This window comes from Thioclava sp. F28-4 (assembly GCF_002020045.1).
Classification (GTDB): domain Bacteria; phylum Pseudomonadota; class Alphaproteobacteria; order Rhodobacterales; family Rhodobacteraceae; genus Thioclava; species Thioclava sediminum.
The window spans coordinates 52844-78203 of sequence record NZ_MPZQ01000001.1; the positions used below are offsets into that span (position 1 = coordinate 52844).

The 25360-nt window shown below is 66.0% G+C and carries 21 protein-coding genes and 2 riboswitches; of the genes, 13 read left to right on the forward strand and 8 right to left on the reverse strand.

What is annotated here, in order from left to right; all coding sequences use genetic code 11:
- The first annotated feature begins 79 nt into the window (after nt 1–79).
- A complete protein-coding gene (locus BMI87_RS00260) occupies nt 80–634 on the forward strand; it encodes a biotin transporter BioY (RefSeq protein WP_078519178.1) in 555 nt (184 codons plus the stop codon).
- 2 nt (nt 635–636) lie between these two features.
- Nucleotides 637–1623, forward strand: coding sequence for a biotin synthase BioB (gene bioB / locus BMI87_RS00265; protein WP_078519179.1), 987 nt, complete (start codon nt 637–639; stop codon nt 1621–1623).
- Nucleotides 1624–1710: 87 nt separating this feature from the next.
- On the opposite strand, the gene ppsA is transcribed toward bioB, so the two are convergent.
- The gene (gene ppsA, locus BMI87_RS00270) at nt 1711–4098 is read right to left on the reverse strand and encodes a phosphoenolpyruvate synthase (protein ID WP_078519180.1); all 2388 of its coding nucleotides are present in this window, start codon (nt 4096–4098) and stop codon (nt 1711–1713) included.
- Nucleotides 4099–4226: 128 nt separating this feature from the next.
- Nucleotides 4227–4430: riboswitch (cobalamin riboswitch) on the forward strand.
- Nucleotides 4431–4555: 125 nt separating this feature from the next.
- Here ppsA and BMI87_RS00275 point away from each other — a divergent pair.
- The 6 genes from BMI87_RS00275 to nrdF all read left to right on the forward strand — a co-directional run bounded on the left by BMI87_RS00275 (nt 4556) and on the right by nrdF (nt 10206).
- Complete coding sequence (locus BMI87_RS00275; protein ID WP_078519181.1) at nt 4556–4861, forward strand: hypothetical protein; 306 nt, start codon at nt 4556–4558, stop codon at nt 4859–4861.
- Between the two features lie 131 nt (nt 4862–4992).
- Complete coding sequence (locus tag BMI87_RS00280) at nt 4993–6042, forward strand: homocysteine S-methyltransferase family protein (RefSeq protein WP_078519182.1); 1050 nt, start codon at nt 4993–4995, stop codon at nt 6040–6042.
- A 77-nt stretch (nt 6043–6119) separates the two neighbouring features.
- Nucleotides 6120–6315, forward strand: a riboswitch (cobalamin riboswitch).
- Between the two features lie 95 nt (nt 6316–6410).
- Nucleotides 6411–6632 (forward strand): glutaredoxin-like protein NrdH, encoded by a 222-nt coding sequence (gene nrdH / locus BMI87_RS00285; RefSeq protein ID WP_078519183.1) that lies wholly within the window; start codon nt 6411–6413, stop codon nt 6630–6632.
- A 12-nt stretch (nt 6633–6644) separates the two neighbouring features.
- Nucleotides 6645–7067 (forward strand): class Ib ribonucleoside-diphosphate reductase assembly flavoprotein NrdI, encoded by a 423-nt coding sequence (nrdI, locus tag BMI87_RS00290; RefSeq protein ID WP_078519982.1) that lies wholly within the window; start codon nt 6645–6647, stop codon nt 7065–7067.
- The gene (nrdE, locus tag BMI87_RS00295) at nt 7049–9208 is read left to right on the forward strand and encodes a class 1b ribonucleoside-diphosphate reductase subunit alpha (protein WP_078519184.1); all 2160 of its coding nucleotides are present in this window, start codon (nt 7049–7051) and stop codon (nt 9206–9208) included. The genes nrdI and nrdE overlap by 19 nt, the downstream gene beginning before the upstream one ends.
- Nucleotides 9209–9216: 8 nt before the next feature.
- Complete coding sequence (gene nrdF / locus BMI87_RS00300) at nt 9217–10206, forward strand: class 1b ribonucleoside-diphosphate reductase subunit beta (protein WP_078519185.1); 990 nt, start codon at nt 9217–9219, stop codon at nt 10204–10206.
- A gap of 58 nt (nt 10207–10264) precedes the next feature.
- Here the strand turns inward: nrdF and BMI87_RS00305 are convergent, their stop codons facing one another.
- The 4 genes from BMI87_RS00305 to BMI87_RS00320 are packed head-to-tail and all read right to left on the reverse strand — an operon-like array spanning nt 10265 to nt 14047.
- Nucleotides 10265–11020, reverse strand: coding sequence for an ABC transporter permease (locus BMI87_RS00305; RefSeq protein WP_078519186.1), 756 nt, complete (start codon nt 11018–11020; stop codon nt 10265–10267).
- On the reverse strand, nt 11017–11952 hold the full coding sequence (locus tag BMI87_RS00310; protein ID WP_078519187.1) for an ABC transporter ATP-binding protein: 936 nt from the start codon (nt 11950–11952) through the stop codon (nt 11017–11019). Before BMI87_RS00310 ends, BMI87_RS00305 begins: the two co-directional genes overlap by 4 nt.
- Entirely contained in the window at nt 11949–13118 is a 1170-nt protein-coding gene (locus BMI87_RS00315; RefSeq protein ID WP_246832620.1) for an ABC transporter permease, read from the reverse strand. The genes BMI87_RS00310 and BMI87_RS00315 overlap by 4 nt, the downstream gene beginning before the upstream one ends.
- A gap of 23 nt (nt 13119–13141) precedes the next feature.
- Nucleotides 13142–14047: an ABC transporter substrate-binding protein gene (locus BMI87_RS00320; RefSeq protein WP_078519188.1), complete on the reverse strand. Its 906-nt coding sequence runs from the start codon at nt 14045–14047 to the stop codon at nt 13142–13144.
- A 232-nt stretch (nt 14048–14279) separates the two neighbouring features.
- On the opposite strand from BMI87_RS00320, the gene BMI87_RS00325 reads away from it, so the two are divergent.
- The 3 genes from BMI87_RS00325 to BMI87_RS00335 all read left to right on the forward strand — a co-directional run bounded on the left by BMI87_RS00325 (nt 14280) and on the right by BMI87_RS00335 (nt 20471).
- On the forward strand, nt 14280–15668 hold the full coding sequence (locus BMI87_RS00325) for an efflux RND transporter periplasmic adaptor subunit (protein WP_168175130.1): 1389 nt from the start codon (nt 14280–14282) through the stop codon (nt 15666–15668).
- Nucleotides 15665–18808: an efflux RND transporter permease subunit gene (locus tag BMI87_RS00330; RefSeq protein ID WP_078519190.1), complete on the forward strand. Its 3144-nt coding sequence runs from the start codon at nt 15665–15667 to the stop codon at nt 18806–18808. Before BMI87_RS00325 ends, BMI87_RS00330 begins: the two co-directional genes overlap by 4 nt.
- 214 nt (nt 18809–19022) lie before the next feature.
- Nucleotides 19023–20471: an aldehyde dehydrogenase gene (locus BMI87_RS00335; RefSeq protein WP_078519191.1), complete on the forward strand. Its 1449-nt coding sequence runs from the start codon at nt 19023–19025 to the stop codon at nt 20469–20471.
- A 93-nt stretch (nt 20472–20564) separates the two neighbouring features.
- On the opposite strand, the gene BMI87_RS00340 is transcribed toward BMI87_RS00335, so the two are convergent.
- Together BMI87_RS00340 and BMI87_RS00345 are read right to left on the reverse strand one after the other, a co-directional pair.
- Complete coding sequence (locus tag BMI87_RS00340) at nt 20565–21248, reverse strand: SDR family oxidoreductase (RefSeq protein WP_078519192.1); 684 nt, start codon at nt 21246–21248, stop codon at nt 20565–20567.
- Nucleotides 21249–21312: 64 nt separating this feature from the next.
- Nucleotides 21313–21996 (reverse strand): type 1 glutamine amidotransferase domain-containing protein, encoded by a 684-nt coding sequence (locus BMI87_RS00345; RefSeq protein ID WP_078519984.1) that lies wholly within the window; start codon nt 21994–21996, stop codon nt 21313–21315.
- A 143-nt stretch (nt 21997–22139) separates the two neighbouring features.
- Here BMI87_RS00345 and BMI87_RS00350 point away from each other — a divergent pair, with 143 nt between their 5' ends.
- Nucleotides 22140–23048, forward strand: a complete 909-nt coding sequence (locus tag BMI87_RS00350) for a LysR family transcriptional regulator (protein WP_078519193.1) — start codon at nt 22140–22142, stop codon at nt 23046–23048.
- 21 nt (nt 23049–23069) lie between these two features.
- On the opposite strand, the gene kynU is transcribed toward BMI87_RS00350, so the two are convergent.
- Nucleotides 23070–24260: a kynureninase gene (kynU, locus tag BMI87_RS00355; protein WP_078519194.1), complete on the reverse strand. Its 1191-nt coding sequence runs from the start codon at nt 24258–24260 to the stop codon at nt 23070–23072.
- Nucleotides 24261–24434: 174 nt separating this feature from the next.
- Between kynU and BMI87_RS00360 the strand changes: the two genes are divergently transcribed.
- Complete coding sequence (locus BMI87_RS00360) at nt 24435–25247, forward strand: alpha/beta hydrolase (RefSeq protein ID WP_078519195.1); 813 nt, start codon at nt 24435–24437, stop codon at nt 25245–25247.
- Nucleotides 25248–25360: the final 113 nt, after the last annotated feature.

A 25360-nucleotide genomic window follows, 5' to 3' on the forward strand; every position in this document is an offset into this window, starting at 1 on the left:
TATAACTCCAATTGATAGCCCCGGATGCGCCCGCATAGTCATAGATAGCAATTCCAACTATCGACTGAGGACAGGTTCAATGACGGTTTTCGACACTTCCCAGAAGCTCACCCACACTCTCTGGCGCGGCCTTGGGCTCGCGCTTTGGGGCGCTGCCCTGATCACACTCGGCGCGAAGCTTCAGGTGCCTTTCTGGCCCGTGCCGATGACCCTGCACACGCTTGCGGTCTTCTTCATCGCAGCGAGCGTCGGCCCCAGAATGGCGGCTGCCGCAATGACCACCTATCTCATGATGGGCGCGATGGGGGCGCCGGTCTTCTCAGGCACACCCGAGCGCGGCATCGGCCTAGCCTACATGATGGGACCGACCGGGGGCTACCTGCTGGGCTTTCTGCTGGCGGCGCCCATGATCAGCGTGCTCGCACATGGTCGCGGTTGGCTCGGCAAAGCGCTGGCGATGCTCGTCGGGCTGATCGTGGTCTATGCCGCGGGCCTCGCCTGGCTCGCCAATTTCGTGCCCGCGTCGAAACTTCTCGCAACCGGCGTCGCACCTTTCGTTCCCGGGGATCTGGTCAAGATCGCAATCGCCAGCGGTCTCGCGACGGGCCTCACCCGCCTGAAGGAGCGCGCGTAACCATGGCGGGAGACATCAGAAACGATTGGAGCATGGCGCAGGCGAAGGCGATCCACGACCTGCCCTTCCCCGAGCTTCTTCACCGGGCGCAAACGGTTCATCGCACCCATTTCGACCCGAGCGCGCTCGAGACGGCGAGCCTGCTGTCGATCAAGACGGGCGGCTGCCCGGAAGATTGCGGGTATTGCTCCCAATCCGCGCATTACGAGACCGGCGTGAAAGCCACCAAGCTGATGAAGACCGAAGAGGTTCTGAGCGCGGCACGACGCGCGCAGGCCTCAGGCGCGCAACGGTTCTGCATGGGCGCGGCGTGGCGCAGCCCGAAGGATCGCGACATGGATGCGCTCTGCGAGATGGTGCGCGGCGTCTCCGAGCTGGGGCTGGAGACCTGCATGACGCTGGGCATGCTCTCGCCGCGGCAGGTCGAGAAGCTGAAGGCGGCGGGGCTGGTTTTCTACAACCACAACATCGACACGTCGCCGGACTATTACCGGAAGATCGCGACGACCCGCACGATGGAGGACCGGCTCGATACGGTCGAAAATGTGCGCAAAGGCGGCATTCGGGTCTGTTGCGGCGGGATCTTGGGCATGGGCGAGGCTGAGGAGGATCGGATCGCCATGCTGGTGACGCTCGCCACCCTGCCCGCGCACCCGGCCAGCGTGCCGATCAACCTCTGGAACGAGATCGAAGGCGTGCCGGTGCAAAAGAACGCCGAGCCGGTCGACCCTTTCGCGCTGGTGCGGGTCGTCGCGCTCGCGCGGATCCTGATGCCCGCGTCGGTCGTGCGGCTCTCGGCAGGCCGCACCGGGATGAGCGACGCGTGGCAGGCGCTTTGCTTCGTCGCGGGCGCGAACTCGATTTTCGTGGGCGATCAGCTTCTGACCACGGACAACCCCGCAGCGTGGAAAGATCAGGACCTGTTGGCGCGGCTGGGCATGCATGTGGCCCCCGCGAAGCCGAGCGCCGAACCGGCAACCGTGGCTTGAGCGCGCGACCGTCTCGGGCAACTCGCCCGAGACGGTTAAGCTCTGGCCCCGACGCAAACGAAAAGGTCCCGCGGGTTCACGCTCAGATCAGCGCTGACCTTCCGCCTCGGCGACATGGCCTTTGACCTTCAGGAAACTGTCCGGCGTCACCGATATCGAGTCGATGCCGAACTCGACCAGTCTGCGGGCGAATTCCGGGTAGTTCGACGGCGCCTGACCGCAGAGCCCGACCTTCGCGCCCACGCCATGCGCTCTTTCGATGACGCTCCGGATCATCCACTGAACGGCGGCGTGCCGTTCGTCGAACAGAGGCGCGAGCCGGTCGCTGTCGCGGTCGATGCCCAAGGTCAGCTGCGTCAGATCGTTCGACCCGATGGAGAAACCGTCGAACCGCTTGGCGAATTCCTCGGCGAGGATGACGTTCGAGGGCACTTCGCACATCACGTAGATCTGCAGACCGTTCGATCCGCGCACCAGCCCTTCCTCGGCCATCACCGCCAAGACGCGGTCGGCCTCTTCGGGCGTGCGGCAGAACGGCACCATCACCAGCACATTGTCGAACCCGGCCTCTTCGCGCAGTCGCCGGATCGCCCGGCATTCGAGCCGGAACCCCTCGACATAGGCGAGATCGTAATAGCGCGAGGCGCCGCGCCAGCCGATCATCGGGTTGGATTCCACCGGCTCGAATTGCCGCCCGCCCAAGAGGTCGGCATATTCGTTCGTCTTGAAATCGCTCAGCCGCAGGATCATCGGGTTCGGGTAGGCCACGGCGGCGATCCGGGACAGTCCGAGCGCCAGTTGATCGACGAAATACTCGGCCTTGTCCTCGTATCCTCTTGTGAGCGTTTCGATTTCTTCCCGCACCTCCGTCTCCCGGATATCGGAGAAATGCAGCAGCGCCATCGGGTGGACCCGGATCGTGTTCGAGATCACGAATTCCATCCGCGCCAGACCGACACCGTCGATCGGCAGCCGCCACCAGCGCGCGGCAATGGCCGGGTTGGCGAGGTTGAGCATGACCTTGGTCTTGGTTTCCGGCACCGCGTCGAGGTTCAGATCTTCGACCGTGAACTCGGCAAAGCCGTCATAGACCCGGCCCTCGTCGCCTTCGGCGCAGCAGACGGTCACCTCCTGCTCGTCATGCAGCACATGGGTAGCATCGCCACAGCCGACGATGGCGGGCACGCCCAGCTCGCGGCTGACGATGGCGGCGTGGCTGGTTCTGCCGCCGTGGTCGGTGATGATGGCCGAGGCGCGTTTCATGACAGGCACCCAATCGGGGTCCGTCGTCGAGGTGACGAGGACCGAGCCATCCACGAAATCGTCGATATCCTTGACGTCTTCGATCAGGCAGACACGCCCGGTCGCGACCTGTTCGCCGACCGACAGACCGCTGACGACGACCGGACCATGCGCGCCGATGGTATAGCGCCGGAGCGACCCCGCAGAGACCCGAGATTGCACGGTCTCAGGGCGCGCCTGCACGATAAACAGCTTCCCCGTGACGCCGTCTTTCGCCCATTCCATATCCATCGGCTGGCCGTAATGCGCTTCGATGGTGGCCGCTTGTTGCGCGAGGTCGAGCACCTCGTCATCCGACAGAACGAACTTCCCGCGTTCCGCTTTTGACGTCGGCACGTTGCGCACCGGGTTCGGGGCGTCCGGCCCGGCATAGATCATCTTGATCTCTTTCGCGCCGAGCTTCTTCTCGATGATCGGTTTGACCCCGGCCTTGCCAAGGAACGGTTTGTAGACCTGAAACTCGTCCGGCGTGACCGCGCCCTGCACGACATTCTCGCCCAAGCCCCAGGCCGCGCTGATCAGCACGACCTTGTCGAAGCCGGTTTCCGTGTCGATCGAGAACATCACGCCCGACCCGCCGATATCGGAGCGCACCATCTGCTGGACGCCCACGGAGAGCGCGACATCGAGGTGATTGAACCCTCTGAGCTTGCGATAGGTGATCGCGCGGTCGGTGAAGAGCGAGGCGTAGCACTTGCGGCAGGCGGTCAGAAGCTCCTCTTCGCCCGACACGTTCAGATAGGTCTCCTGCTGACCGGCAAAGCTGGCATCGGGGAGGTCTTCGGCCGTCGCGCTCGAGCGCACGGCGACGGAGACCTCGGGCACCCCTGCCCGCTTCGACAGATCGCGATACGCCTCCCGGATCGCGGCTTCGGTCGAGGCGGGCCAGTCCCCGGCCACGATCGTGTCGCGAATGCTCTGACCCGCGACATGAAGGCTGATCTTGTCGGCATCGTAATCGGCGAGATAGCCCGCGATGGCCTCGGTCAGATTGTTTTCCTCGAGAAACATCCGATAGGCGTCGGAGGTGGTGGCGAAGCCCGGCGGAACCTGAATGCCCTTGGCGCCAAGCTCCTGCACCATCTCTCCAAGCGAAGAGTTCTTGCCGCCCACAAGCGCGACATCCTCGCGGCGTAAGCTATCGAAAGGAATGACTTCTTTCTTCGTGGCCATGAGCTCGCCTCCCCTGTTTGCACCTGCGGGCACTTTATCGCAGGGGCGCATTTCGACCTTGATCTTTGTCAACGCGGGCCCGCTTGTCCCACAGGCCCCAATCCGTTCTGGACAGCGCCAGATTTTCCTGCGATCAAATCCGGGATGGTGTCCGGCCCCAAAGGGTCGGCTGAAAAGGGAACACGGTGCGGGCGATGCCCAACTCCGTGACTGCCCCCGCAACTGTAAGCGGCGAGCGCCACCGGAAACGCCACTGACCTGCAAAGGTTGGGAAGGTCCGGTGAAGCCACGACCCGCGAGTCAGGAGACCTGCCATCTCGGATGCGCGCCCGCGCGCATCTCGGTCACCTTAAACCCGGGCGGGGTGCCCTGGGACGGAGAGACGAGAGATGGACCAGATCGGACCTCGCATATCGCCGTGCCGCGACCACTCCCGCCCTTTTGCGCGGAGGGCGCGATGCTTTTGGAACGAACGCTTTCACTCTTACAACTCGATATAGGACCGATCTCGCCGCTGCGTGCGCGTGAGCTGGGCACGCTGGGCTACATGGAATGGCTCGGCGGACTGCCGGGCGACATGCCCTATGCGAAGGCGGCGATCATCGCCCATACGCAGGCCTATCCGTTCGGCGCAGCCTCGCCCGCCGTCGCGGTGTTCTGCGAGTTGCTGTTGGACTCATTGCGCCCGCAGCCTTTCGCCCTGCCGATCGAGATGCCCCCGCCGCTTCGGCGCGGCGGGGCTCGCGCCCGGCGCGGCCTCTGAGCCTGTTTTTCGTCTTGCGGTCGCATTCTGCGGCCCGGCCGAGGACCATTGCAGCAGGGAACGACAGCCCCGTTCCCTGTGAGGCTCGGCACTTCAAACGATGGTCATGGATGAACTGAGAGGATCTCTCCATGAATGACAACAAACTGACCCGCCTGCTCGACGCGCGCCCGGTGATCTGCGCCGAGGGCTTTCTGTTCGAACTGGAACGGCGCGGCTATCTGACCGCCGGGGAATTCGTGCCCGAGGTGGCGCTCGAATACCCGCAGGCGCTGCGCAATCTGCATATCGATTTCCAGCGCGCCGGCAGCGATATCGTCGAGGCCTTCACCTATAACGGTCACCGCGAGAAGATGCGCGTGATCGGCAAGGAAGACCTGCTGGAGCCGCTCAACCGCGCGGCGCTGAAAATCGCGCGCGAGGTCGCCAATGCGAAGACCGGCAACCTGATGGCGGGCAATATCTCGAACACGAATATCTGGGACCCGACCGATCCGGCACGGCAGGCCGAGGTGCGCGCAATGTTCGACGAGATGATCGGCTGGGCAGTCGAGGAAGGCGCGGACATTATCATCGGCGAGACCTTCTACTATGCGGGCGAGGCGCTGTGTGCGCTGGAGGCCGCGAAGGCGTCGGGTCTGCCGGTGGTGCTGACGCTGGCGCCGATGGCGGCCAACGAGATGATGGACGGGGTCGGCATCGTCGAGACCTGCCAGCAGCTCGAACAGGCGGGCGCCGATGTCGTCGGGCTGAACTGCTTCCGCGGGCCGCAGACGATGATGCCGTGGCTGCGCAAGGTGCGCGCAGCGGTAAGCTGCCATGTCGGCGCCCTGCCCGTGCCCTACCGGACCACGACGGAGGAGCCCACCTTCTTCAACCTCTCCGATCACAACGGCTGCACCTGCCCCTCGCCGCATGGCCGGACCTTCCCGACCGCGCTCGATCCGCTGGCGTGTAACCGCTACGAGATCGGCGCCTTCGCGCGTGAGGCGCAGGCGATCGGGGTGAATTACCTTGGCGTGTGCTGCGGGGCGAGCCCGATGCATATCCGCGAAATGGCCGAGGCCGTGGGCCGCGAGACCGAGGCCAGCCGCTTCTCGGAGCGGATGGAGAACCACTTCATGTATGGTCAGAACGCCCGCCTCCCGGCGCATATCCGGGCCCTTGGCGACGGCGCCTGAGGCTTAACGCTGCCCTGTCGCGCGCGCATTTCGCGCGGCAGGGCAATCTATATATTGACAGCCTTTATCGCATTAACCCAATATGATGTTGCTTTGGTTCCTGCGAGTCACTCCGCAGGCGAAGAGGGAAGCCGGTGAGAGTCCGGCGCTGCCCCCGCAACTGTAAGCGGCGAGCCTCAAGTCCGAATGTCACTGGTGCGATGCGCCGGGAAGACGGACCGAGAGGCGTTCGAGCCGCGAGCCAGGAGACCTGCCAGAGCAGATAGACGACGACCGCGGCGGAGGGCCCGGGCGCGTGGCAGTTCGCTTTGCGCCCTGCCCACGAGCCTTGTCCCGCGCTGCCGACAGCAAACAAAGGGACAGGAACCATGACCATCACCGTCTATTCGAAACCGGCCTGCGTTCAATGCACCGCCACGACCCGCGCGCTCGATGCCAAGGGGATCGATTACAACGTGATCGACCTGACCGAAGATGCCGCGGCGATGGAGATGGTGCAGGACCTCGGCTACCGTCAGGCCCCGGTCGTGATCGCGAACGAGGATCACTGGGCGGGCTTTCGCCCCGACATGATCAACCGGCTGGCCTGAGACCTAGCCGCGATGGGACAGGCAAAGCTGATCTATTACTCCTCGGCGTCGGGAAACACGCAGCGCTTCGTGGAGCGGCTGGGCCTGCCCGCGCTGCGCCTGCCCGTTTCGGCTGAGGCTCCGATGCCGACCCCGCCCGGCCCCTATGTCCTGATCTGCCCGAGCTATGCCGACGGCAAGGGGCGAGGTGCGGTCGCGAAACCGGTCATCGCCTTTCTCAACGACCCCACCCGCCGCGCGGGCCTGTGCGGCGTCATCGCCAGCGGCAATCGCAATTTCGGCGCACTCTTCGCCTGCGCGGGCGATCTGCTGGCGCGCAAATGCAATATCCCCGTGCTTTACCGGTTCGAGCTGGCAGGCACGGACAGTGACATCGCCCGCGTACGCGCAGGTCTCGAAACCTTCTGGAGGCAGGAATGCTCGATAGCGACGTGAAACCGAGCGGGGCCATGGCCTCTGAATTCGCGGGGCTTGATCACCACGCGCTCAATGCGATGCTCAACCTCTATGATGCGGAGGGCAATATCCGCTTCGACGCCGACCGGATGGCGGCGCGGCAATATTTCCTGCGCCATGTGAACCAGAACACGGTGTTTTTCCATTCGCTGGATGAAAAGCTCGGCTATCTCGTGGAGGAAGGCTATTACGACGCCGCCGTGCTCGATCAGTATTCGCGCAACTTCCAGCGCGCGATCTGGGACGCGGCCTTTGCTGCCAAGTTCCGCTTTCCGACCTTCCTCGGCGCGTTCAAATATTACACCTCCTACACGTTGAAGACCCGCGACGGGCAGCGGTATCTCGAACGCTACGAGGATCGGGTCGTGATGGTGGCGCTGACACTCGCGCGCGGCGACGAGGCGCTGGCGATGCGGCTGATGGAAGAGATGCTGGCAGGCCGCTTCCAGCCCGCGACGCCGACCTTCCTCAATGCGGGCAAAAAGGCGCGGGGCGAATTCGTGTCGTGTTTCCTGCTGCGGCTGGAAGACAACATGGAAAGCATCGGGCGCGGCATCAACTCGGCGCTGCAACTGTCGAAACGCGGCGGCGGCGTGGCCCTGATGCTGACCAATATCCGCGAATATGGCGCGCCGATCAAAGGGATCGAGAACCAGTCCTCGGGCGTGATCCCGGTGATGAAGCTGCTCGAAGACAGTTTCAGCTACGCCAACCAGCTCGGCGCGCGTCAGGGCGCGGGCGCGGTCTATCTGCACGCCCATCACCCCGACATCCTGCGCTTCCTCGACACCAAGCGCGAGAATGCGGACGAGAAAATCCGGATCAAGACGCTGAGCCTCGGCGTGGTGATTCCCGATATCACCTTCGAACTCGCGAAGAAGAACGAGGAGATGTATCTCTTCTCGCCCCATGACGTGGAGCGGGTCTATGGCTGCGCCTTCTCGGAGATTTCCGTGACCGAGAAATATCACGAGATGGTCGATGACGCGCGCATCCGCAAACGCAAGATCAACGCCCGCGCCTTCTTCCAGACGCTGGCTGAGATCCAGTTCGAAAGCGGCTATCCCTACATCATGTTCGAGGACACGGTGAACCGCGCCAACCCGATCGCGGGGCGCATCACCATGTCGAACCTGTGTTCGGAAATCCTGCAGGTGGCCGAGCCCTCGGAATTCGACGAGGATCTGGGCTATGCGCGGATGGGCACCGATATCTCGTGCAATCTGGGCTCTCTCAACATCGCGAAGGTGATGGATGGCGGCGATCTGGGCGCAAGCGTCGGGGCGGCGATCCGCGCGCTTTCGGCGGTGTCGGAGATGAGCGCCATCAACGCCGTCCCCTCGATCCGCAAGGGCAATGAGGAAAGCCACGCGATCGGGCTGGGCCAGATGAACCTGCACGGCTTCCTCGCCCGCGAGCGCATCCATTACGGCAGCCCCGAGGGGATTGAGTTCACCTCCGTCTATTTCGCCGCCGTGGCCTATCACGCGCTGGCGGAATCGAACCGGCTGGCAGCCGAGCACGGGCGCAGCTTCAAGGGGTTCGAAGCGTCCGCCTATGCGGATGGCAGCTTCTTCGAGAAATACGTGACCCGCGATTGGCTGCCTGAAAGCGAGACCGTCACCGCCCTGTTCGACCGCTTCGGGATCACCCTGCCCTCGCGCGACGACTGGGCCGCCCTGCGCGAACGGGTGATGGAGACCGGCCTGTGGAACCGCAATCTGCAAGCCGTGCCGCCGACCGGCTCGATCAGCTATATCAACAACGCCACCGCCTCGATCCACCCGATCACCGCGAAGATCGAGATCCGCAAGGAAGGCAAGATCGGCCGGGTCTATTACCCCGCGCCCTACATGACGAACGACAATCTGGAGTTCTACCGCGACGCCTATCAGATCGGTCCCGAGGCGATCATCGACACCTACGCGGCGGCGACCGAGCATGTCGATCAGGGGCTCTCGCTGACGCTGTTCTTCCCCGCCGAGGCCACGACCCGCGACATCAACCGCGCCCAGATCTACGCATGGCGGGGCGGCATCAAGACCATCTACTACATCCGCCTGCGCCAAGCGGCCCTTGAGGGGACCGAGGTGCAGGGCTGCGTATCCTGTTCCCTGTGAGGCCCGCCATGAAAGATCTGCACACGCCCCGCCCCGTTCCCCGGCCCGTTCCGCGCGCCGTCAACTGGAACCGCCTTCAGGACGACAAGGATCTGGAGGTCTGGAACCGGCTCACGTCGAATTTCTGGCTGCCCGAGAAGGTGCCGCTGTCGAATGACATCCAAAGCTGGTCGCAACTGACCGAGGACGAACAGACCCTCACGATCCGGGTTTTCACCGGGCTGACGCTGCTGGACACGATCCAGAACACGGTCGGCGCGCCCGCGCTGATGGCGGATGCGGCCACGCCCCATGAGGAAGCCGTGCTGTCCAACATCGCCTTCATGGAGGCTGTGCACGCGCGCAGTTATTCGTCTGTCTTCTCGACTTTGTGCAACACCGCAGAGGTCGACGAGGCCTTCCGCTGGTCGCAAGAAAACCCGCATCTGCAGGCCAAGTCGCGGCTGATCCTTGACGAATATGACGCGACCGGGAGCCCGCTCAAACGCAAGGTCGCGAGCGTCTTTCTGGAAAGCTTCCTGTTCTATTCGGGCTTCTACCTGCCGATGCACTGGTCGAGCCGCGCACGCCTGACCAACACCGCCGACCTGATCCGCCTGATCATCCGCGACGAGGCGATCCACGGCTATTACATCGGCTACAAGTTCCAGCGCGCGCTGGAGCATGTGACCGAGGCCGAGCGCGCCGAGATCAAGGATTTCGCCTTCTCGCTGATGTTCGACCTCTATGACATCGAGGGCCGCTATACCGAGCAGCTCTACGACGGTCTGGGCCTGACCGAGGATGTGAAGCACTTCCTGCATTACAACGCCAACAAGGCGCTGCAGAACCTCGGCTACGAGGCGCTATTCCCCGACGAGGCCACCCGCGTGAACCCCGCGATCCTCGCCGCCCTCTCGCCCGGATCGGACGAGAACCACGACTTCTTCTCGGGCTCGGGGTCGAGCTATGTGATCGGCAAGGCGGTCGCGACCGAGGACGAGGACTGGGCGTTCTGAACCCGCCGCCGCCCGCGCCTCAGACGGGGCGCGGGTCGCTCCTCGAGCCTGCCCGGTTTCAGGTATCGGCCCCGACGGACTGCCTGCCCAAACGCCGCGTCAGAGCGGTCTCCAACAGGCTCAGCGCGTCGTAGACGAGCACCGCGAACAGCCCCACGATCACGCCGCCTTGCAGGACGAAGGCGGTGTTGCTCGTCAGAAGCCCCGCGATGATCACCTCGCCCAAAGTGCGCGCGGCCACGGTGGAGCCGACGGTCGCCGTGCCGATTGCAATCACCACCGACAGCCGGATGCCCGTCAGGATTACTGGCAGCGCCAGCGGCAGTTCCACCCGGATCAGACGTTGCCATCGAGTCAGGCCGATGCCGCGGGCGGCCTCCATCGTCGCGGGCGGCAGGGTCGAGAGCCCCGCGATGGCCGTCTCGAAGATCGGCAGCAACCCGTAGAGGAACAGCGCCACCAGCGTCGGCCCCGCCCCGAAACCGAGCGCGGGCACCGCCAGCGCCAGCACCGCGACGGGCGGAAAGGTCTGGCCGATATTGGTAATCGTGCGCGACAGCGGCAGGAAGGCCGCGCCCGCAGGCCGCGTCACGAGGATGGCAAGGCCCACCGCGACGAGCGTCGCCAGCCCGGAGGCCAGCGCCACGAGCCCCAGATGGCTCAGCGAGAGCGACAGGATCGAGGCGCGCTCGTAGATCACCGGACCGCCCGCCGGGGCGAAGGGCGCAAAGACCGGCGCGAACCAATGCGGGCGCAGAACCAGCGCCAGAAGCAGCCCCACGCAGGCGGCTCGGATCATGCCGCTACGGCTCATGCCAACTCCGCCGCGCGGGCACGGATCGTTGCCAGCGTGACCCGGCCAAGCGGTGTGTCCCCATCGGCCACCGGCAGCGCCTCGACGCGGCGCCAGAGGCACAGCGACAGCGCATCGCGCAGGCTCGTGTCGGGCGCGATGGGCTCGCCCTCGGCAGTGCCGTCTTCCAGCACCTCCGACACCGGGATCAACGACAACAGCCGCAGCGGACGGTCCACGCCGCCCACCATCTGCGCCACGAAATCGGTCGCGGGCGCGGCGATGATTTCGGCGGGCGTGCCATGTTGCAGCAGCTTGCCGCCATCCATCACCGCCACCCGGTCGCCCAGATGGATCGCCTCTTCCATGTCATGCGTCACGAGCACGATGGTCGAGCCCAACTGACGCTGGATATGTCTCAGATCGGCTTGCGCCCGGCCCCGAATGATCGGGTCGAGCGCGCCGAAGGGTTCGTCCATCAGCAGCAGATCGGGGCGCGAGGCGAGCGCGCGCGCTACGCCGACGCGCTGTTGCTGGCCGCCCGACAGCTCCGCCGGGTAGCGGTCGCGAAACTGCGCGGGCTCCATCGAGAACAGGTCCAGCAACTCGTCGACACGGGCGCGCGTCTTGTCCTTGGACCAGCCGAGCAGCTTGGGCACCGCGCCGATATTGCCCGCGATCGTGTAATGTGGGAACAGCCCGTCGCCCTGAATGACATAGCCGATCCGGCGGCGCAGCTCGTGCTTGGCCAGCGCGCTTGTGACCTCGCCGTTGATCCGCACCTCGCCGGAACTCGGTTCGATCAACCGGTTGATCATCCGCAGAAGCGTGGTCTTGCCCGAGCCGGACGTGCCCACGATCACCGTGATCGTGCCGGTCTCGACCGTCATCGACACGTGGTCGACCGCCGCGGTGTCCTCATAGAGCTTCGTAATCTCGTCGATTTCGATCATTCTTCTCGCTCCGTTCGGGGGGTCGTCAGTTCGACGAGGATGTCCATCGCGATGGCCGAGATCAGCGCCAGCGCAACAGTGGGCAATGCGCCCAGCAAGATCAGGTCGCCCGCCGTCTGGTTGAGGCCCTGAAACACGAAGGTGCCGTAGCCGCCGCCGCCGATCAGCCCGGCGATCACCGCCAGTCCGATATTCTGCACGAGCACGATGCGCAGCCCCGCCAGCACCACCGGCAGGCCCAGCGGCAGTTCCACCCGGGTCAGACGCTGGCGCCATGTCATGCCCATCCCGCGCGCGGCCTCGAGCGTGGCGGCGGGCGCGGTGCGCAGCCCGGCCAGCACATTGGCGACCACGGGCAGCAGCGAATAGAGGGTCAGCGCGAGGAAGGCCGGCGCGAAGCCGATCCCGGCGATGCCGATCGCGCGGGCGCCGGGGATGACGCCGCTCAGCCAGCTTAGAACCGGGATCATGATCCCGAACATCGCAAGCGACGGAATCGTCTGCAGGAAGCTCAGCACCGGCAAGAGCGCGCGGCGTAGCCCGGCGTTGCGGTGGGACATCACGCCCAGCGGCAGGCCGATCACCGCCGCCGCCAGAAGCGAGCCGAAGGCAAGTCCCAGATGGCGCAGGCTCGCGGTGTAGAAGGCATCCTTGCGGCTCGCGAATTCCTGCGCGATGGACAGATCGCTCAGCGCCCCCGACCACAGCAGCGCGCCAATCAGCGCAAGCACCAGCACCAGCAGCCCCGCCCGCGCGGCAGGCCCCGGCGACAGCGCGGAAAGCGCATCGGCCATCATCAGCGCGAAGACCACCAGCAGGAACCAGAAGCCCGCCGCCGGAGAGACGCGGGCATACTCCCCTGCCTCCTCGAGCAGGGAAGACGCGCCGAGAACCAGCAGCCAGACCAGCCCCGCAAGGCCAAGCGCAGCCCCCGCGATGCGCAGAAAGGGCCGCGCGGCGGGCAGCCCCAAGGCGAGCCCCAACAGCATCAGCGCGATCCCCGGCCCCGTGACCTGCGGCGCGGCGAGGGTCCAGAGCGCCCTGCCCTCACCGGCGACGATCCGGTTCGCCGCCAAGGTCATGAAGGGCGCGAAGATCGCGGCCAGACCCAGCACCGCAAACAGCACGCCCGGCGGCGACAGCCCCGCCATCGCGGAGCGCGTCACCGCCCGTTTGCGCGCCGCCGCAGTCAGTTCAGCACTCCGATCTGCGTCAGGTAGTCCTTCGCGACCGCCTCGGCGGGCTCACCGCCGACCTGAATACGACCGTTCAGCTTTTGCAGCGTCTGCATGTCGAGCTTGTCGAAGATCGGGTTAAGAACCTCGGGGATCTTCGGATATTCCTTCAGCACCGCGTCGCGCACGATCGGGGTGGGCTCGTAGACCGGCTGCACGCCCTTGTCGTCTTCCATCACGACGAGCCCCGCCGCGCCGACACCGCCATCGGTGCCATAGGCCATCGCCGCGTTCACCCCCGAGGTGCCGCGCGCCGCCGCCTGAATGGTCGCCGCCGTGTCCCCGCCCGACAGAACCACGGTCTGATCGGGGCTCAGCTTGAACCCGTAGGCCGTCTGCATCGCGGGCAGCACGGCGGGGGACGAGACGAACTCGGTCGAGGCTGCGAGCTTCACATCGCCGCCCTTCGACACCCATTTGCCGAAATCGGACATGGTGGTGAGGTCGTTCTCCTTGGCCAGCGCGCCCGTCACCGCAATCGCCCAGGTGTTGTTGGCCGGCGCGGAGTCGAGCCAAGTGATGTCGTTCTGCTTGTCGAGCTCGGCGGCGCGGTCATGGGCCTTCGTGGCATCCTTCCAGATGTCGCTATCGGCCTCGTTGAAGAAATAGGCCGCGTTGCCGGTATATTCTGGGTAGATGTCGATCTGGCCCGCGAGGATCGCCTTGCGCACGACCTGCGTGCCGCCCAGCTGCAACCGCCGCTCCACCGGCATCCCGGCATTTTCCAGCGATAGCGCGATGATGTTGCCCAAGAGACCGCCTTCGGTGTCGATCTTGGACGAGACGGTGATATCGGCCTGCGCGGCGGAGGCGAGCGCGCCCCCGAAGACCGCAGCGGCCACGATGAGAGGATATTTCATGGCTGGTCTGGCTCCCTGACTGATGTCTGTGCGTGTCTCGAGACGTGATCTCGCCTGAGGTAGGGCCCGACCCGCGCCCGCCAAGCCTCCGGGGCCGCGTCGTCGGCCCACCAGCCGCATGCGACGCCCCGGCCCGGCCATCGGGCCTTTCAGGGGGTGCGTCACATTTGCGCTAGCCCGACGCGCTCAGGTTTGCATAAGTAGTCAAAAGACATGCGCGAAGAGGGACGTCATGGTTGGAATTGGAACGGGCCTCGCACGGCTCGCGATGGTGGCGGTTCCGACCGCACTCGGTGTGGCCGCGATCGTCTTTGCGGGCGATCTGAAAGCTCTGCCCAGCCCGAGCGAGGCGAATCGCCCGGCGACACTGGTGCGGGTGATCACGCTCGCGCCCATCGAGATGATCCCGCGCGTCACCGGCTATGGCACGGTCGCGCCGGTGCGCGAATGGCGCGCTGTCGCCCGGATCGAGGGGGAAATCCGCGACATCGCCAAACCGCTCGCGCCGGGCGATATCGTGGCCAAGGACACGCCGCTTTTCACCATCGACGACAGCGATCTGAAACTGCAGCGCGCCAGTCTCGAGGCGCAGGTCGCGGCCTCCAAGGTCAAGGATGACACGGTGCGCACGAGCCTCGAACTGGCGCGCTCCGATCTCGCGCTGGCCCAGGACGAGCTCGACCGCCAGAAAACGCTGCACGATCTGGGCCGGATCACCCAGCCCCAGCTCGACGCGGCGCGCCGGCAGCAGCTGACCGCGCAGACCAAGGTGACCGATCTCGAAAGCCAGCTGAAACTGAACGAGGCCGAACGCGAGGTGCTCGATACGCAGGCGGCGACGATAGACCGGTCCATCGGGCTGTCGACGATCACGGCGCCTTTCGAGCTGCGGGTCAATTCGCTCGACGCGGATCTGGGGCAATACGTCAATCGCGGTCAGGTTCTACTTAGCGGCGAGGGCGTCGCGGCGGTCGATATCTCGGCGCAATTCCCGATCGGGCGGATGGGCCCCCTGCTCCGGCTCGCGGGCGACGGCACCAAGGTCACCGATCTAAAGGCGCGCGTCACCCTGCCCGAGCCCGAGCATCCCATTGTCTGGAAGGCCAAGGTCGAGCGGATGGGCGAGGCGATCGACGAAACCACGCAAAGCGCGCCCGTCGTGGTGCGCGTCGACGATCCGCTGGGTCAGGCGCAGGCGGGCGAGCGCCCGCCCCTGCGGCGCAACATGGTGGTGGCGGTGGAACTCGCCGCGCCGAAGCAGAGCCTGCTCGTCGTGCCCGCCGAAGCGGTCGCCGGGGGGGCTGCGATGGTGGTGTCCGAGGATGGCACGCTGGCGAAGCGCGCGGTGAAGACCAGCTTCGTCTCGGGCGATCTGGCGGTGATCGCGCAGGGCCTCAAGGCGGGCGACAAGCTGGTCGTCACCGATCCTTCGATCGCCGTGCCGGGCATGACGGTCAAGGCGACCGAGGATGAGGCGCGCAAGGCCGAGATTGCCGCCGAGGCGCTCGGCCAGACGGCCACCAGCCCGCAACCGGGCAGCGGTGGCGGTGGCGGCGGAGGTGGCGGCAAGGGGGCCGCGCCCGAAGGCGACGCCGCCAAGCCCGCGGGAGATGCGCAATGATCGCGCTTTTCGCTGGCCATCGCACGGCGGCCAATATCGCGATGATCGCGATTGCGGGCCTCGGGCTGATGGCGCTGCCGAGCCTGCAGCGCGACACTTTCCCCGCCACGCCACCCTCGGATGTCTCGGTCCGCATCACCTATCCCGGCGCCGCGCCTTCAGAGGTCGAGACCGGCATCTGCACCGTGACCGATCCGGTCCTGACGCGGGTCGAGAACCTTGCGAAACTGACCTGTCTTGCGCGTGACAACAGCGCCCAGATCACCGCCGAGATGATCGAGGGCGCGGAAATGACGCGCTTCTACAACGACATCAAGGATGCGGTGGACGGGATCAATTCCTTCCCCGACAAGGCCGACGATCCGGTGGTGCAGATCGTCGAGCGCACCGCCTCGGTCTCGTCGGTGGCAGTGACCGGGCCGGACGATCCGGCGGTGCTATACGCCTATGCCCAGAGCTTCGCCGATCAGCTGCGCGCCGATCCGGCAATCTCGCTGGTCTCGGTGAACGGCTTCTCCGACCGCGAGATCGCGATCGAATTCGACCGCGCCGCGCTGGAGCGCTTCGGGCTCGACATGGGCTCTGTCGGTGCGACGCTGGCGCGCTACAGCCTCGACATGCCCGCGGGCTCGCTCGAGGGGCGCTCGGGCGAGGTGGCGATCCGCTTCCTCGGCGAGAGGCGCACGCCTGCCGAGCTTGCGCAGATCCCGATTGCGGGCAGTGCCGCGGGCGGCGAGGTGCGCTTGGGCGATGTCGCGACGATCCGCGAAGGCTTCGCCGATCCCTCGCAGGCCACCTATTTCGACGGCAAGCGCGCCGCCATCGTCTCGGTTCAGAAGACCGCCTCGCAGGATGCGTTGCGGGTGCGGGCCGCACTCGATCGCGAGATGGCACAGGCGCAGGCCGAGGCGCCGGGCAATATCCAGCTCGCGATCTCGGCGGATTCCACGCGCAACATCGTCGAGCGCCTGCGCATCATCGGGGTCAACGGGCTGCAGGGCCTGATCCTCGTGCTCGTCGCGATGTGGCTGTTCTTCGGTCTGCGCATGTCCTTCTGGGTCGCGATGGGCCTGCCGATCAGCTTCCTCGGCGCGATATTCGCGATGCAGTTCCTCGGCTACACGATCAACATGATGACGATGGTGGCGCTGCTGGTCGCCACCGGTCTGTTGATGGACGATGCGATCGTGATCTCGGAAAACATCGTGCGCAGGCGACAAACGGGAGAGCCCGCCCGTGTTGCCGCCGTCAAAGGCACGATGCAGGTCTTTCCCGGCGTTCTGGCGTCTTTCCTGACGACGGCGATGGTGATCGGGCCCCTGAGCTTCCTGACCGGCAATATCGGCGCGCTGCTGAAATATATCCCGATCGTGCTGCTGATCACGCTGACGGTCAGCCTGATCGAGGCCTTCCTGATCCTGCCCGCCCATATGCGCCACTCGCTCAAACACGACATGCGCCCCGGCCCCGTGCAACGCGCGGTCAACGGCGCCTTCGAGCGGCTGCGCGACCGTGTCATCGTGCCGCTTGCCGGGGTCGCGCTGCGCTGGCGCTACCTCACGCTGGGGGTTGCGATCTTTGTCGTGGCGCTCTCGATCGCGCCCTTCACCGGGGGCTTCCTGAAGTACCAGAGCTTCCCGACGCTGGAGAGCGACACGGTCGAGGCGCGGCTTCTGCTGCCCGCGGGTGCGCCGCTCTCGCTGACCGAGGCGCGGGTGAGCAAGGTCGTCAAGGCGCTCAAGGAGATGGATGCCGAGCTGAGCCCCGCTCAGCCGGACGGCCAGCCCCTCGTGCAAAGCTACACGATTACCTATGGCAGCAATGCCGACAGCCCGACCACGGGGCCGAACATGGCCACGGTGAGCGCCTCGCTTCTGCCCGCAGGGACACGCACCACCGATGTCGGCACCGTGCTCGATCGCTGGAAGCAATTGGTTGGCAAGATGCCCGACATGGCCGCCTTCCGGATCACCGACAAGGAGCGCGGCGCGGGTGGCAAACCGATCGATCTGCTGGTCACCGGCCCCGATCTCGCTGATCTGGCGACCACCGCACGCGAGCTGCGCCGCTTCTTCCGCGGCTTCGACGGGGTGCGAGACGTGACCTTCGACCTGCAGCCGGGCAAGCCGGAGCTGGTGGTGCGGATGAAACCGGCGGTGGCCAACCTGCTGGGCGTGACGCCTGCCGCGCTGGCCGGTGAGCTGCGCGCGGCCTTCCGGGGCGACAGCGCGGTCAGCTTTGCCGATGCGCGCGGTCAGGTCGATATCGTCGCCCGGCTCGCGCCCTCCGAGCGGCGCGCTATCGGTGATGTTCTCGCGCTGCGGGTGCCCGGCAAGGACGGCGCGCTGGTGCCGCTCTCGGCGGTGGCGACGGTCAGCGAGACGCGCGGCTACACCACGATCACCCATGTGAACGGGCAGCGCGCGGTCTCGGTGCAGGGCACGATCGACCCGACGCGGGCCAATTCGCGCGAGCTGATGGCGGCGATGCGGGCCGATTACCTGCCCGAACTGGCGCAAAAGCGTCCCGACGTGAAGGTGCAGGTTCTGGGCGAGGAACAGGACACCGCGACCACCGGGGCGTCGCTCGTACGCTTCATGACGGCGGGCGCGGTCGGGGTCTACCTGCTGCTGGCCTTCTACATGGGCAGCTTCATCCGCCCCATCGCCGTGATCGCGACGATCCCGCTCAGCCTGATCGGCGTGATGTGGGGGCATGTGCTGCTTGGCCTTCCGCTCTCGCTGCCGAGCCTCGTGGGGCTGGCGACGCTGGCGGGCGTGGTGGTGAACGACGCGATCCTGCTCGACGCGTTCATCGGCGAGCGACGTGCGACCGGCACCCCGATGCTCGAGGCCGGAAAGGAGGCCGTGCGCGACCGCTTCCGCGCGATCTTCCTGACCTCGCTGACGACGGTGGTCGGGCTCGGCCCGCTTTTGCTGGAGACTTCGACGCAGGCGCAATTCCTGCGCCCGATCGTGGCGAGCCTCGCCTTCGGTCTGAGCGCGGCCACGGTGCTCTCGCTCTTCGTGACCCCGGCGATCCTCGCGGTGCTGGAGGATTTCGGCATCCGCACCGCCGATCCCGAGCCCGAGGAGACGGCCCCCTCTGTCGAGCACCCCGCCGACGCCCTGCGCGTCTGAGGGGGCATTCGGTCCGATCTGGTTAGGAGAGCGTCGGTCTGACGCTCTCCGCCTAGAGGCTGTCCCCCGCCGTTGCGGCTTTGTGACGTCATCCCCCCTTGCAATCCGCACCTTGGTGCCCGGACTATCACTATGATTGCCCGGGAAGACGCGACACCAGACGGGCGCGCGCGGTGCTCCGCAAATGCGACAGAAATCGAGGAGGAGAATACCCATGAAAGAGATCGGAATGCTGCTGGACGGGGCCTCCGCCCCTTCCGCCTCGGGCGCAAGTTTCGACCGGATCGATCCCGTCACCGGCGAGGTCGCCACCCGCGCCGCCGCGGCGGGGCGTGACGATGTCGAGGCGGTCGTGGCCTCTGCCGCGCGCGCCTTTCCCGGCTGGTCCGCGACCGGGCCGAACGGGCGGCGCAAGATCCTGTCGAAAGCCGCTGACGTAATGGAGGCTAGAGCCGACGACTTCGTTCAGGCGATGATCACCGAGACCGGCGCGACCGGGGCCTGGGCCGGGTTCAACGTCCATCTCGCCGCGGGCATGATCCGGGAGGCTGCGGCGATGACCACCCAGATCGGCGGCGAGATCATCCCCTCCGACAAGCCCGGCACGATGGCGATGGGCGTGGCGCGCGCCAAGGGCGTCTGCCTCGGTATCGCGCCGTGGAACGCGCCGGTCATCCTCGGCACGCGGGCGGTCGCGATGGCGCTCGCCTGCGGCAATACCGTGGTGTTGAAAGCGTCCGAGATGTGCCCCGCGACGCATCGCCTGATCGGGGAATGTTTCGCGGAAGCCGGACTGCCCGAGAGCGCGCTCAACGTCTTGACCAACGCCCCCGAGGACGCCGCCGATGTCGTCGAGGCGCTGATCGCGCATCCTGCGGTCAAGCACGTGAACTTCACCGGCTCTTCCGCCGTCGGCCGGATCATCGGGCGGCTCGCGGGCGAGCATCTGAAACCCTCGCTGCTGGAGCTGGGCGGCAAGGCGCCGCTGATCGTGCTCGACGATGCCGATCTCGACGGGGCGGTGAATGCCGCGATTTTCGGCGCCTTCATGAACCAGGGCCAGATCTGCATGTCGACCGAGCGGATCATCGTCGACGAGAAAGTGGCCGACGCCTTCGTCGAAAAGCTCGCCGCGCGCGCCAATGCCCTGCCCGCGGGCGATCCCCGTGGCGAGGTGGCGCTGGGGGCGCTTGTCTCCGAGGCGGCAGCCGAGAAGATGGATGCGCTGATCGCCGACGCCACCGGGAAAGGCGCGAAACTTGTCGCCGGTGGCTCTCGCGAGGGAACGATCGTCGCGGCGACGCTGCTCGACGGCGTCGCGGAAGGCATGCGCATCTATGCCGAGGAGAGCTTCGGCCCGGTCAAATCGATCATCCGCGTGAAGGGCGACGAGGAGGCATTGAAAGTGGCCAATGACACCGAATACGGGCTGTCGAGCGCGATCTTCAGCGCCGATGTCTCGCGCGCGATGGCGCTGGCGAACCGGCTCGAAACCGGGATCTGCCATATCAACGGCCCAACGGTGGGCGACGAGCCGCAGATGCCCTTCGGCGGGGTCAAGGCCTCGGGCTACGGGCGGTTCGGCGGGCGCGCGGCCATTGCCGAATTTACCGATCTGCGCTGGATCACCGTCGAGGACCCCAAGCAGCATTACCCGATCTGAGCCGAGCTCTCAGAGGGTCGAAACAGCAAGGAGCCGACCCCGATGGGCCGGCTCTTTTTAATGTCGGTCCGCCGTAGAGGCGGCCCACCCGGATCAGTCCGTCTTCGGTTTGGGATAGACCGGCAGATGCGGGATCAGAACGTGATCGGGCTGGTCGATCGCGAAGAGGAAAGCCCGCGCGACGTCGTCGGGGCGCAGCGCATCCGGTTTCGCCTCGTCGAAGAACGGCGTGTCGACCATGCCCGGATGCAAGCATGTGACGCGGCCGCCCGCCTCGCCAAGCTCCTCACCGAGATTGTCGGCATAGCCGCGGATGAACCACTTCGTCGCCGAATAGACCGAACCGAACATCGCGCCCTGCGATGCCTTCGAGCCGGTCAGCACCATATGCCCCTTGGAGGCGCGCAGATGCGGCAGGGTGAATTTCGCGGTGTAGGTCACGGCGAGGCAGTTCACCTCGATCATCTTCTGGAAGCTCTCGACCGATCCTGCCTCGGTCCCGCGCGCCGAGGCACCGACGCCCGCATTGGCCAACACCACGTCGAGGCGTCCGTAATGCTCGACCGCGCGCGCGACCATGCGTTCCTGAGCGTCGGGGTCGGTGACGTCGGTGGGCAGCGCGAGGGCGTTGTCTTCACCCAGATCCTTGACGAGCGCTTCGAGTTTCTCCTCGGACCGTGCGGCCAGAGCCACCTTGTGGCCCGCCTCGACCGCATGGCGCGCACAGCTCTCGCCGATCCCGGTGGAGGCGCCGGTGATGAGAATGATTTTCGACATGTCAGCCTCTCTGAATTGTGGGAACGAAAAAGGCGCCACCCGGACTGGGCGGCGCCTCTCGATATCAGCCCAGCAGGGCCAGAACTTCTTTCGCAGCCGCCTCGGACGACGCCGGGTTCTGTCCGGTCACCAGACGCCCGTCGGCTACCGCATGGGGCTGCCAGTCGTCGACGCTCTCGAACTTCGCGCCCAGCTCGCGCAGGCGGGTTTCCAGAAGGAACGGCACCGCGTCGGCAAGACCCACGCCGCGTTCTTCGCTATCGGTGAAGGCCGAGACCTTGCGGCCTTTCACGATGGAGTCGCCGTTTTTGTCCTTCACCTTGTCGAAGGCTGCCGGGCCGTGGCAGACCGAGGCGACCACCTTGCCGCTATCCCACGCGGTGCCGATCGCCTTGGCGGAGATATCGCTCTCGGCGAGGTCGTACATCGCACCGTGGCCGCCGGGGATGTAGAGCGCATCATAGGAAGTAATGTCCTCGTCCTCGATGCGCGCGGGGTTTTCCAGAACCGCTTTGGCGTCTGCATCGTCGCGGAACCGCGTCACCGAGGCGGGCGCGTCATCGCCGGTCACGTCGGAATTCGGGTCGATCGGGATCGAGCGGCCGCCGATGGTCGCCACTTTCACCGCGTGGCCTGCGTCGAGAAACGCGTAATACGGGGTCGCCAGTTCCTCGTACCAGACGCCGGTCGGTTTGCCGGTGTCGCCAAGGGCATCAGCTGCGGTCGAAAGAATAAGAATACGTGCCATGGGTTTGGCCTCCTTCGTCATGAATGTGAGGGCATTTCCGGCCCTGTTCGCTTCGAGCCGTCAACGCGTCCCAACAGAGATAGGTTGCGTTCACTGATCGAGAAATTGATGCAGACAACGTCAGAAATCGATATTCCGGAGACATGACACCCGATATCTCGCTTCTGCGCGTGTTCCATGCGGTCATGGAAGAACGCAATGTCACCGCCGCCGCCCAGCGGCTCGGCCAATCCCAGAGCACCGTGAGCGCGGCGCTGTCACGTCTGCGTGCGGCGCTGGGTGACGAGCTGTTCCTGCGCGCCCGCTACGGCGTGGAGCCGACCGAGAAGGCGCTCGAGATCGCGCCCGACATCGCCGCGGGGCTGGAGCGGCTGGAACAGGCCTTCCGCGCCGCCGAACCCTTCGATCCCGCGCGCACCACGCGCCGCTTCCGGCTGTTGCTGGGGCCCTATGCCGAGATCGTTCTCGCGCCGGAACTTGCGGCGGCCTTTGCCGATAGGGCCCCGTCGGCTCGTCTCGAAATCTCGCCTATCGGGCCAGATCTGGACCCCCGCGCGCTTGCCGGGCGGGCCTTCGATCTGGCGGTCGGGCGGTTCGACTCCCCGCCCGAGGATCTCGTGGTCTCCGACCTGTTCGAGGACGGGTTCCGCTGTATCGTGGCCCCACAGGCTTTACCCGAGGGCGCGTCGCTCGACCGGAACCTCTATGAGACGTTGCCGCATGTCGTCGTCGCCCCGCCCGGCAAGTGGCGCACCGGAGTTCACAAACGCACCGAGGCGACAGGTTTGCACCGGAACACGGCTGTCGTGGTCACGCATTTCCTGACCGCCGCACCTGCGGTGGCTCGGCTGGGCGGGATTGCCACGGTGCCCGCGCGGGTCGCCGCGATGACCGCCGGACCTTATGGCTTGCGCGATGTTCCCGTGCCGGTCGACCTCGGCACCTTTCCCAGCCAGATCGCCTGGCACCCGCATCTGCGCCGGGATCAGGGTCATGTCTGGCTGCGCGAGCTGATCCGCGAACTGGTCGCAGAGTTCACGACGCCGGGCTGACGGCTGCGCAAAGGCGAACGGTTAGGTGACCCGTCCGCGTGCCTTGAACGCAGGCGTATCCCAGGCCCGCTGTGCCATCACTTCGCCGAGGATTTCAGCGGCGCGGGTCACGTCGGCCTCGTCGAGGTAAAGGGGCGTGAAGCCGAAGCGCATCGCATCGGGCGCGCGGAAATCTCCGATCACCCCGCGCGCGATCAGGGCCTGAACGACGGCGTAGCTCTCTGCGAAACCGAACGAGACCTGACTGCCGCGGGCCTCCGGGTCGCGCGGGCTGAGCAGCTTGAGGTCAGGACAGCGCGCCTCGACCTCGCGGATGAAAAGCTCCGACAGCTCGACGGAACGCTTACGCACCTCCTCCATCGTCAGCCCGTCCCAGACCTTGAGCGCCTCTTCCAGCGCGGTCATCTGCAGGACCGGCGGCGTGCCGACGCGCATCCGCTCGACCGCGCGGCCGGGACGATAGTCGAGATCGAAGGCGAAGGGCGCCTCATGGCCGAGCCAGCCGCTCAGCGCAGGGCGCATTGTGTCGGCGATGTCGGGGCGGACATAGATAAAGGCCGGGGCACCGGGCCCACCGTTGAGATATTTATAGGTGCAGCCGACCGCGAATTCGGCCCCGTTCGCCGCCATGTCGACCGGCACCGCGCCCGCGCTATGGGCGAGATCCCAGATCATCACCGCCCCGACCGCGTGGGCCTTGCGGGTGATCGCCTCGAAATCGTGCATCCGGCCTGTGCGGTAATCGACCTGCGTCAGCATCACCACCGCCACCTCTTCGGTGATCGCGTCCGCCACATTTTCCGGGGCGGGCGTGCGCAGCTCGTGCCCGCGAGACAGCGAGCGGATCAGCCCATCCGCCATGTAGAGATCGGTCGGGAAATTGCCCTTGTCGGACAGGATGACCTTCCGGTCGGGCCGCATTTCCAGCGCCGAGGCCAGCGCCTGATAGACCTTGATCGAAAGCGTATCGCCCAGCACGACAGAGCCTTCGGGCGCGCCGATCAGCCGACCGATCCTATTGCCGACGCGGGCAGGTTGATCCATCCACTGCGCCTCGTTCCAGCCCCGGATCAGCATCTGCCCCCATTCGTCGCGCGCGCAGCTCTCCAGCCGCTCCGCCACCCCGCGCGGCAGCGGCCCGAGCGAATTCCCGTCGAGATAGATCACCCCCTCGGGCAGATCGAAAAGATGCTTTCTCGGCAGGTTCGGCATGGTTCTCTCCGTCAGATAATCGCGGCCTTTCGGCGCGTCTCGAAACCCCGCAATCGGCTGATGGATCGCGAGAGTTTCGGCTCCGGCGCACGCTACCCGCGCAACCATGCCCTCGCAATATCCCGCGCTATATGCTCTGTCTCCGGGCAGGACGCAAAACGAGCGGGAGGGAACATGGAAGACCTGAGCGGGATCGACTGGGAAGACGCTTTCGAGAACGGCGGCTATATCGAGAATGGCAGCAGCTACCCCGATCTCTGGGCCAAGCGCGCCGCCGAGTTCCGGTCGCGCCATGCCGATCGGATGAGCGAAGTTGCCTATGGCGATGCCCCTCGCGAAAAGATCGACATCTTCCGCCCCGAAGGCGCATCCAAGGGGCTCGTGGTCTTCGTCCACGGCGGCTACTGGCTGAAATTCAGCAAGGACATGTGGTCCCATCTGGCAGAGGGCGCGCTGTCGCAGGGCTGGACCGTCGCCCTGCCCGGCTACACGCTCGCCCCGGAGAACAGCATTCCCGGCATCGCGCAGCAGATCGCGCGGGCCATCGATCACGCAGCAGAGCTGGTGGAGGGCCCGATCCATCTCGTCGGCCATTCCGCGGGCGGGCATCTGGTGACGCGGTCGGTGTCGCAAGGGAGCGCGCTCTCCGACGAAACCGCGGCGCGCATCCGGCGGGTGAGCTCGGTGAGCGGCGTGCATGATCTGCGTCCGCTGCAGATGCATTCGATGAACGCGCGGCTGGGGATCACGCCCGAGATTGCCACGAGCGAGAGCCCCGCCCTGCTGAAGCTGCGCCCCGGCGTGAAGGTCACCGTCTGGGTCGGCGCGGCGGAGCGTCCGGAATTCCTGCGCCAGTCGTCCCTGCTGGCCGAGCACTGGCCGGAGGCCGATCTGGTCGCGGCCTACGGGCGGCACCATTTCGACGTGATCGAGGAGCTGTCCGACCCGTCCAGCGCGCTGGTCACGGCGCTTCTGAGCACGGATTAAGAAAGCGTCACCCGCCGCCAAAACCGCCTCACCGTTCCACACATCAGCTTCACGTTCGCGCGCTCGAGCTTTGCTGCGCTTGCATTCTAACCGGCCTTGGGGTCTCAAAAGAG

Coding starts and splice junctions, on each gene's coding strand:
- BMI87_RS00260 (WP_078519178.1), top strand. CDS start 80: ATGACGGTTTTCGACACTTCCCAGAAGCTCACCCACACTCTCTGGCGC.
- bioB (WP_078519179.1), top strand. CDS start 637: ATGGCGGGAGACATCAGAAACGATTGGAGCATGGCGCAGGCGAAGGCG.
- ppsA (WP_078519180.1), bottom strand. CDS start 4,098: ATGGCCACGAAGAAAGAAGTCATTCCTTTCGATAGCTTACGCCGCGAG.
- BMI87_RS00275 (WP_078519181.1), top strand. CDS start 4,556: ATGCTTTTGGAACGAACGCTTTCACTCTTACAACTCGATATAGGACCG.
- BMI87_RS00280 (WP_078519182.1), top strand. CDS start 4,993: ATGAATGACAACAAACTGACCCGCCTGCTCGACGCGCGCCCGGTGATC.
- nrdH (WP_078519183.1), top strand. CDS start 6,411: ATGACCATCACCGTCTATTCGAAACCGGCCTGCGTTCAATGCACCGCC.
- nrdI (WP_078519982.1), top strand. CDS start 6,645: ATGGGACAGGCAAAGCTGATCTATTACTCCTCGGCGTCGGGAAACACG.
- nrdE (WP_078519184.1), top strand. CDS start 7,049: ATGCTCGATAGCGACGTGAAACCGAGCGGGGCCATGGCCTCTGAATTC.
- nrdF (WP_078519185.1), top strand. CDS start 9,217: ATGAAAGATCTGCACACGCCCCGCCCCGTTCCCCGGCCCGTTCCGCGC.
- BMI87_RS00305 (WP_078519186.1), bottom strand. CDS start 11,020: ATGAGCCGTAGCGGCATGATCCGAGCCGCCTGCGTGGGGCTGCTTCTG.
- BMI87_RS00310 (WP_078519187.1), bottom strand. CDS start 11,952: ATGATCGAAATCGACGAGATTACGAAGCTCTATGAGGACACCGCGGCG.
- BMI87_RS00320 (WP_078519188.1), bottom strand. CDS start 14,047: ATGAAATATCCTCTCATCGTGGCCGCTGCGGTCTTCGGGGGCGCGCTC.
- BMI87_RS00325 (WP_168175130.1), top strand. CDS start 14,280: ATGGTTGGAATTGGAACGGGCCTCGCACGGCTCGCGATGGTGGCGGTT.
- BMI87_RS00330 (WP_078519190.1), top strand. CDS start 15,665: ATGATCGCGCTTTTCGCTGGCCATCGCACGGCGGCCAATATCGCGATG.
- BMI87_RS00335 (WP_078519191.1), top strand. CDS start 19,023: ATGAAAGAGATCGGAATGCTGCTGGACGGGGCCTCCGCCCCTTCCGCC.
- BMI87_RS00340 (WP_078519192.1), bottom strand. CDS start 21,248: ATGTCGAAAATCATTCTCATCACCGGCGCCTCCACCGGGATCGGCGAG.
- BMI87_RS00345 (WP_078519984.1), bottom strand. CDS start 21,996: ATGGCACGTATTCTTATTCTTTCGACCGCAGCTGATGCCCTTGGCGAC.
- BMI87_RS00350 (WP_078519193.1), top strand. CDS start 22,140: ATGACACCCGATATCTCGCTTCTGCGCGTGTTCCATGCGGTCATGGAA.
- kynU (WP_078519194.1), bottom strand. CDS start 24,260: ATGCCGAACCTGCCGAGAAAGCATCTTTTCGATCTGCCCGAGGGGGTG.
- BMI87_RS00360 (WP_078519195.1), top strand. CDS start 24,435: ATGGAAGACCTGAGCGGGATCGACTGGGAAGACGCTTTCGAGAACGGC.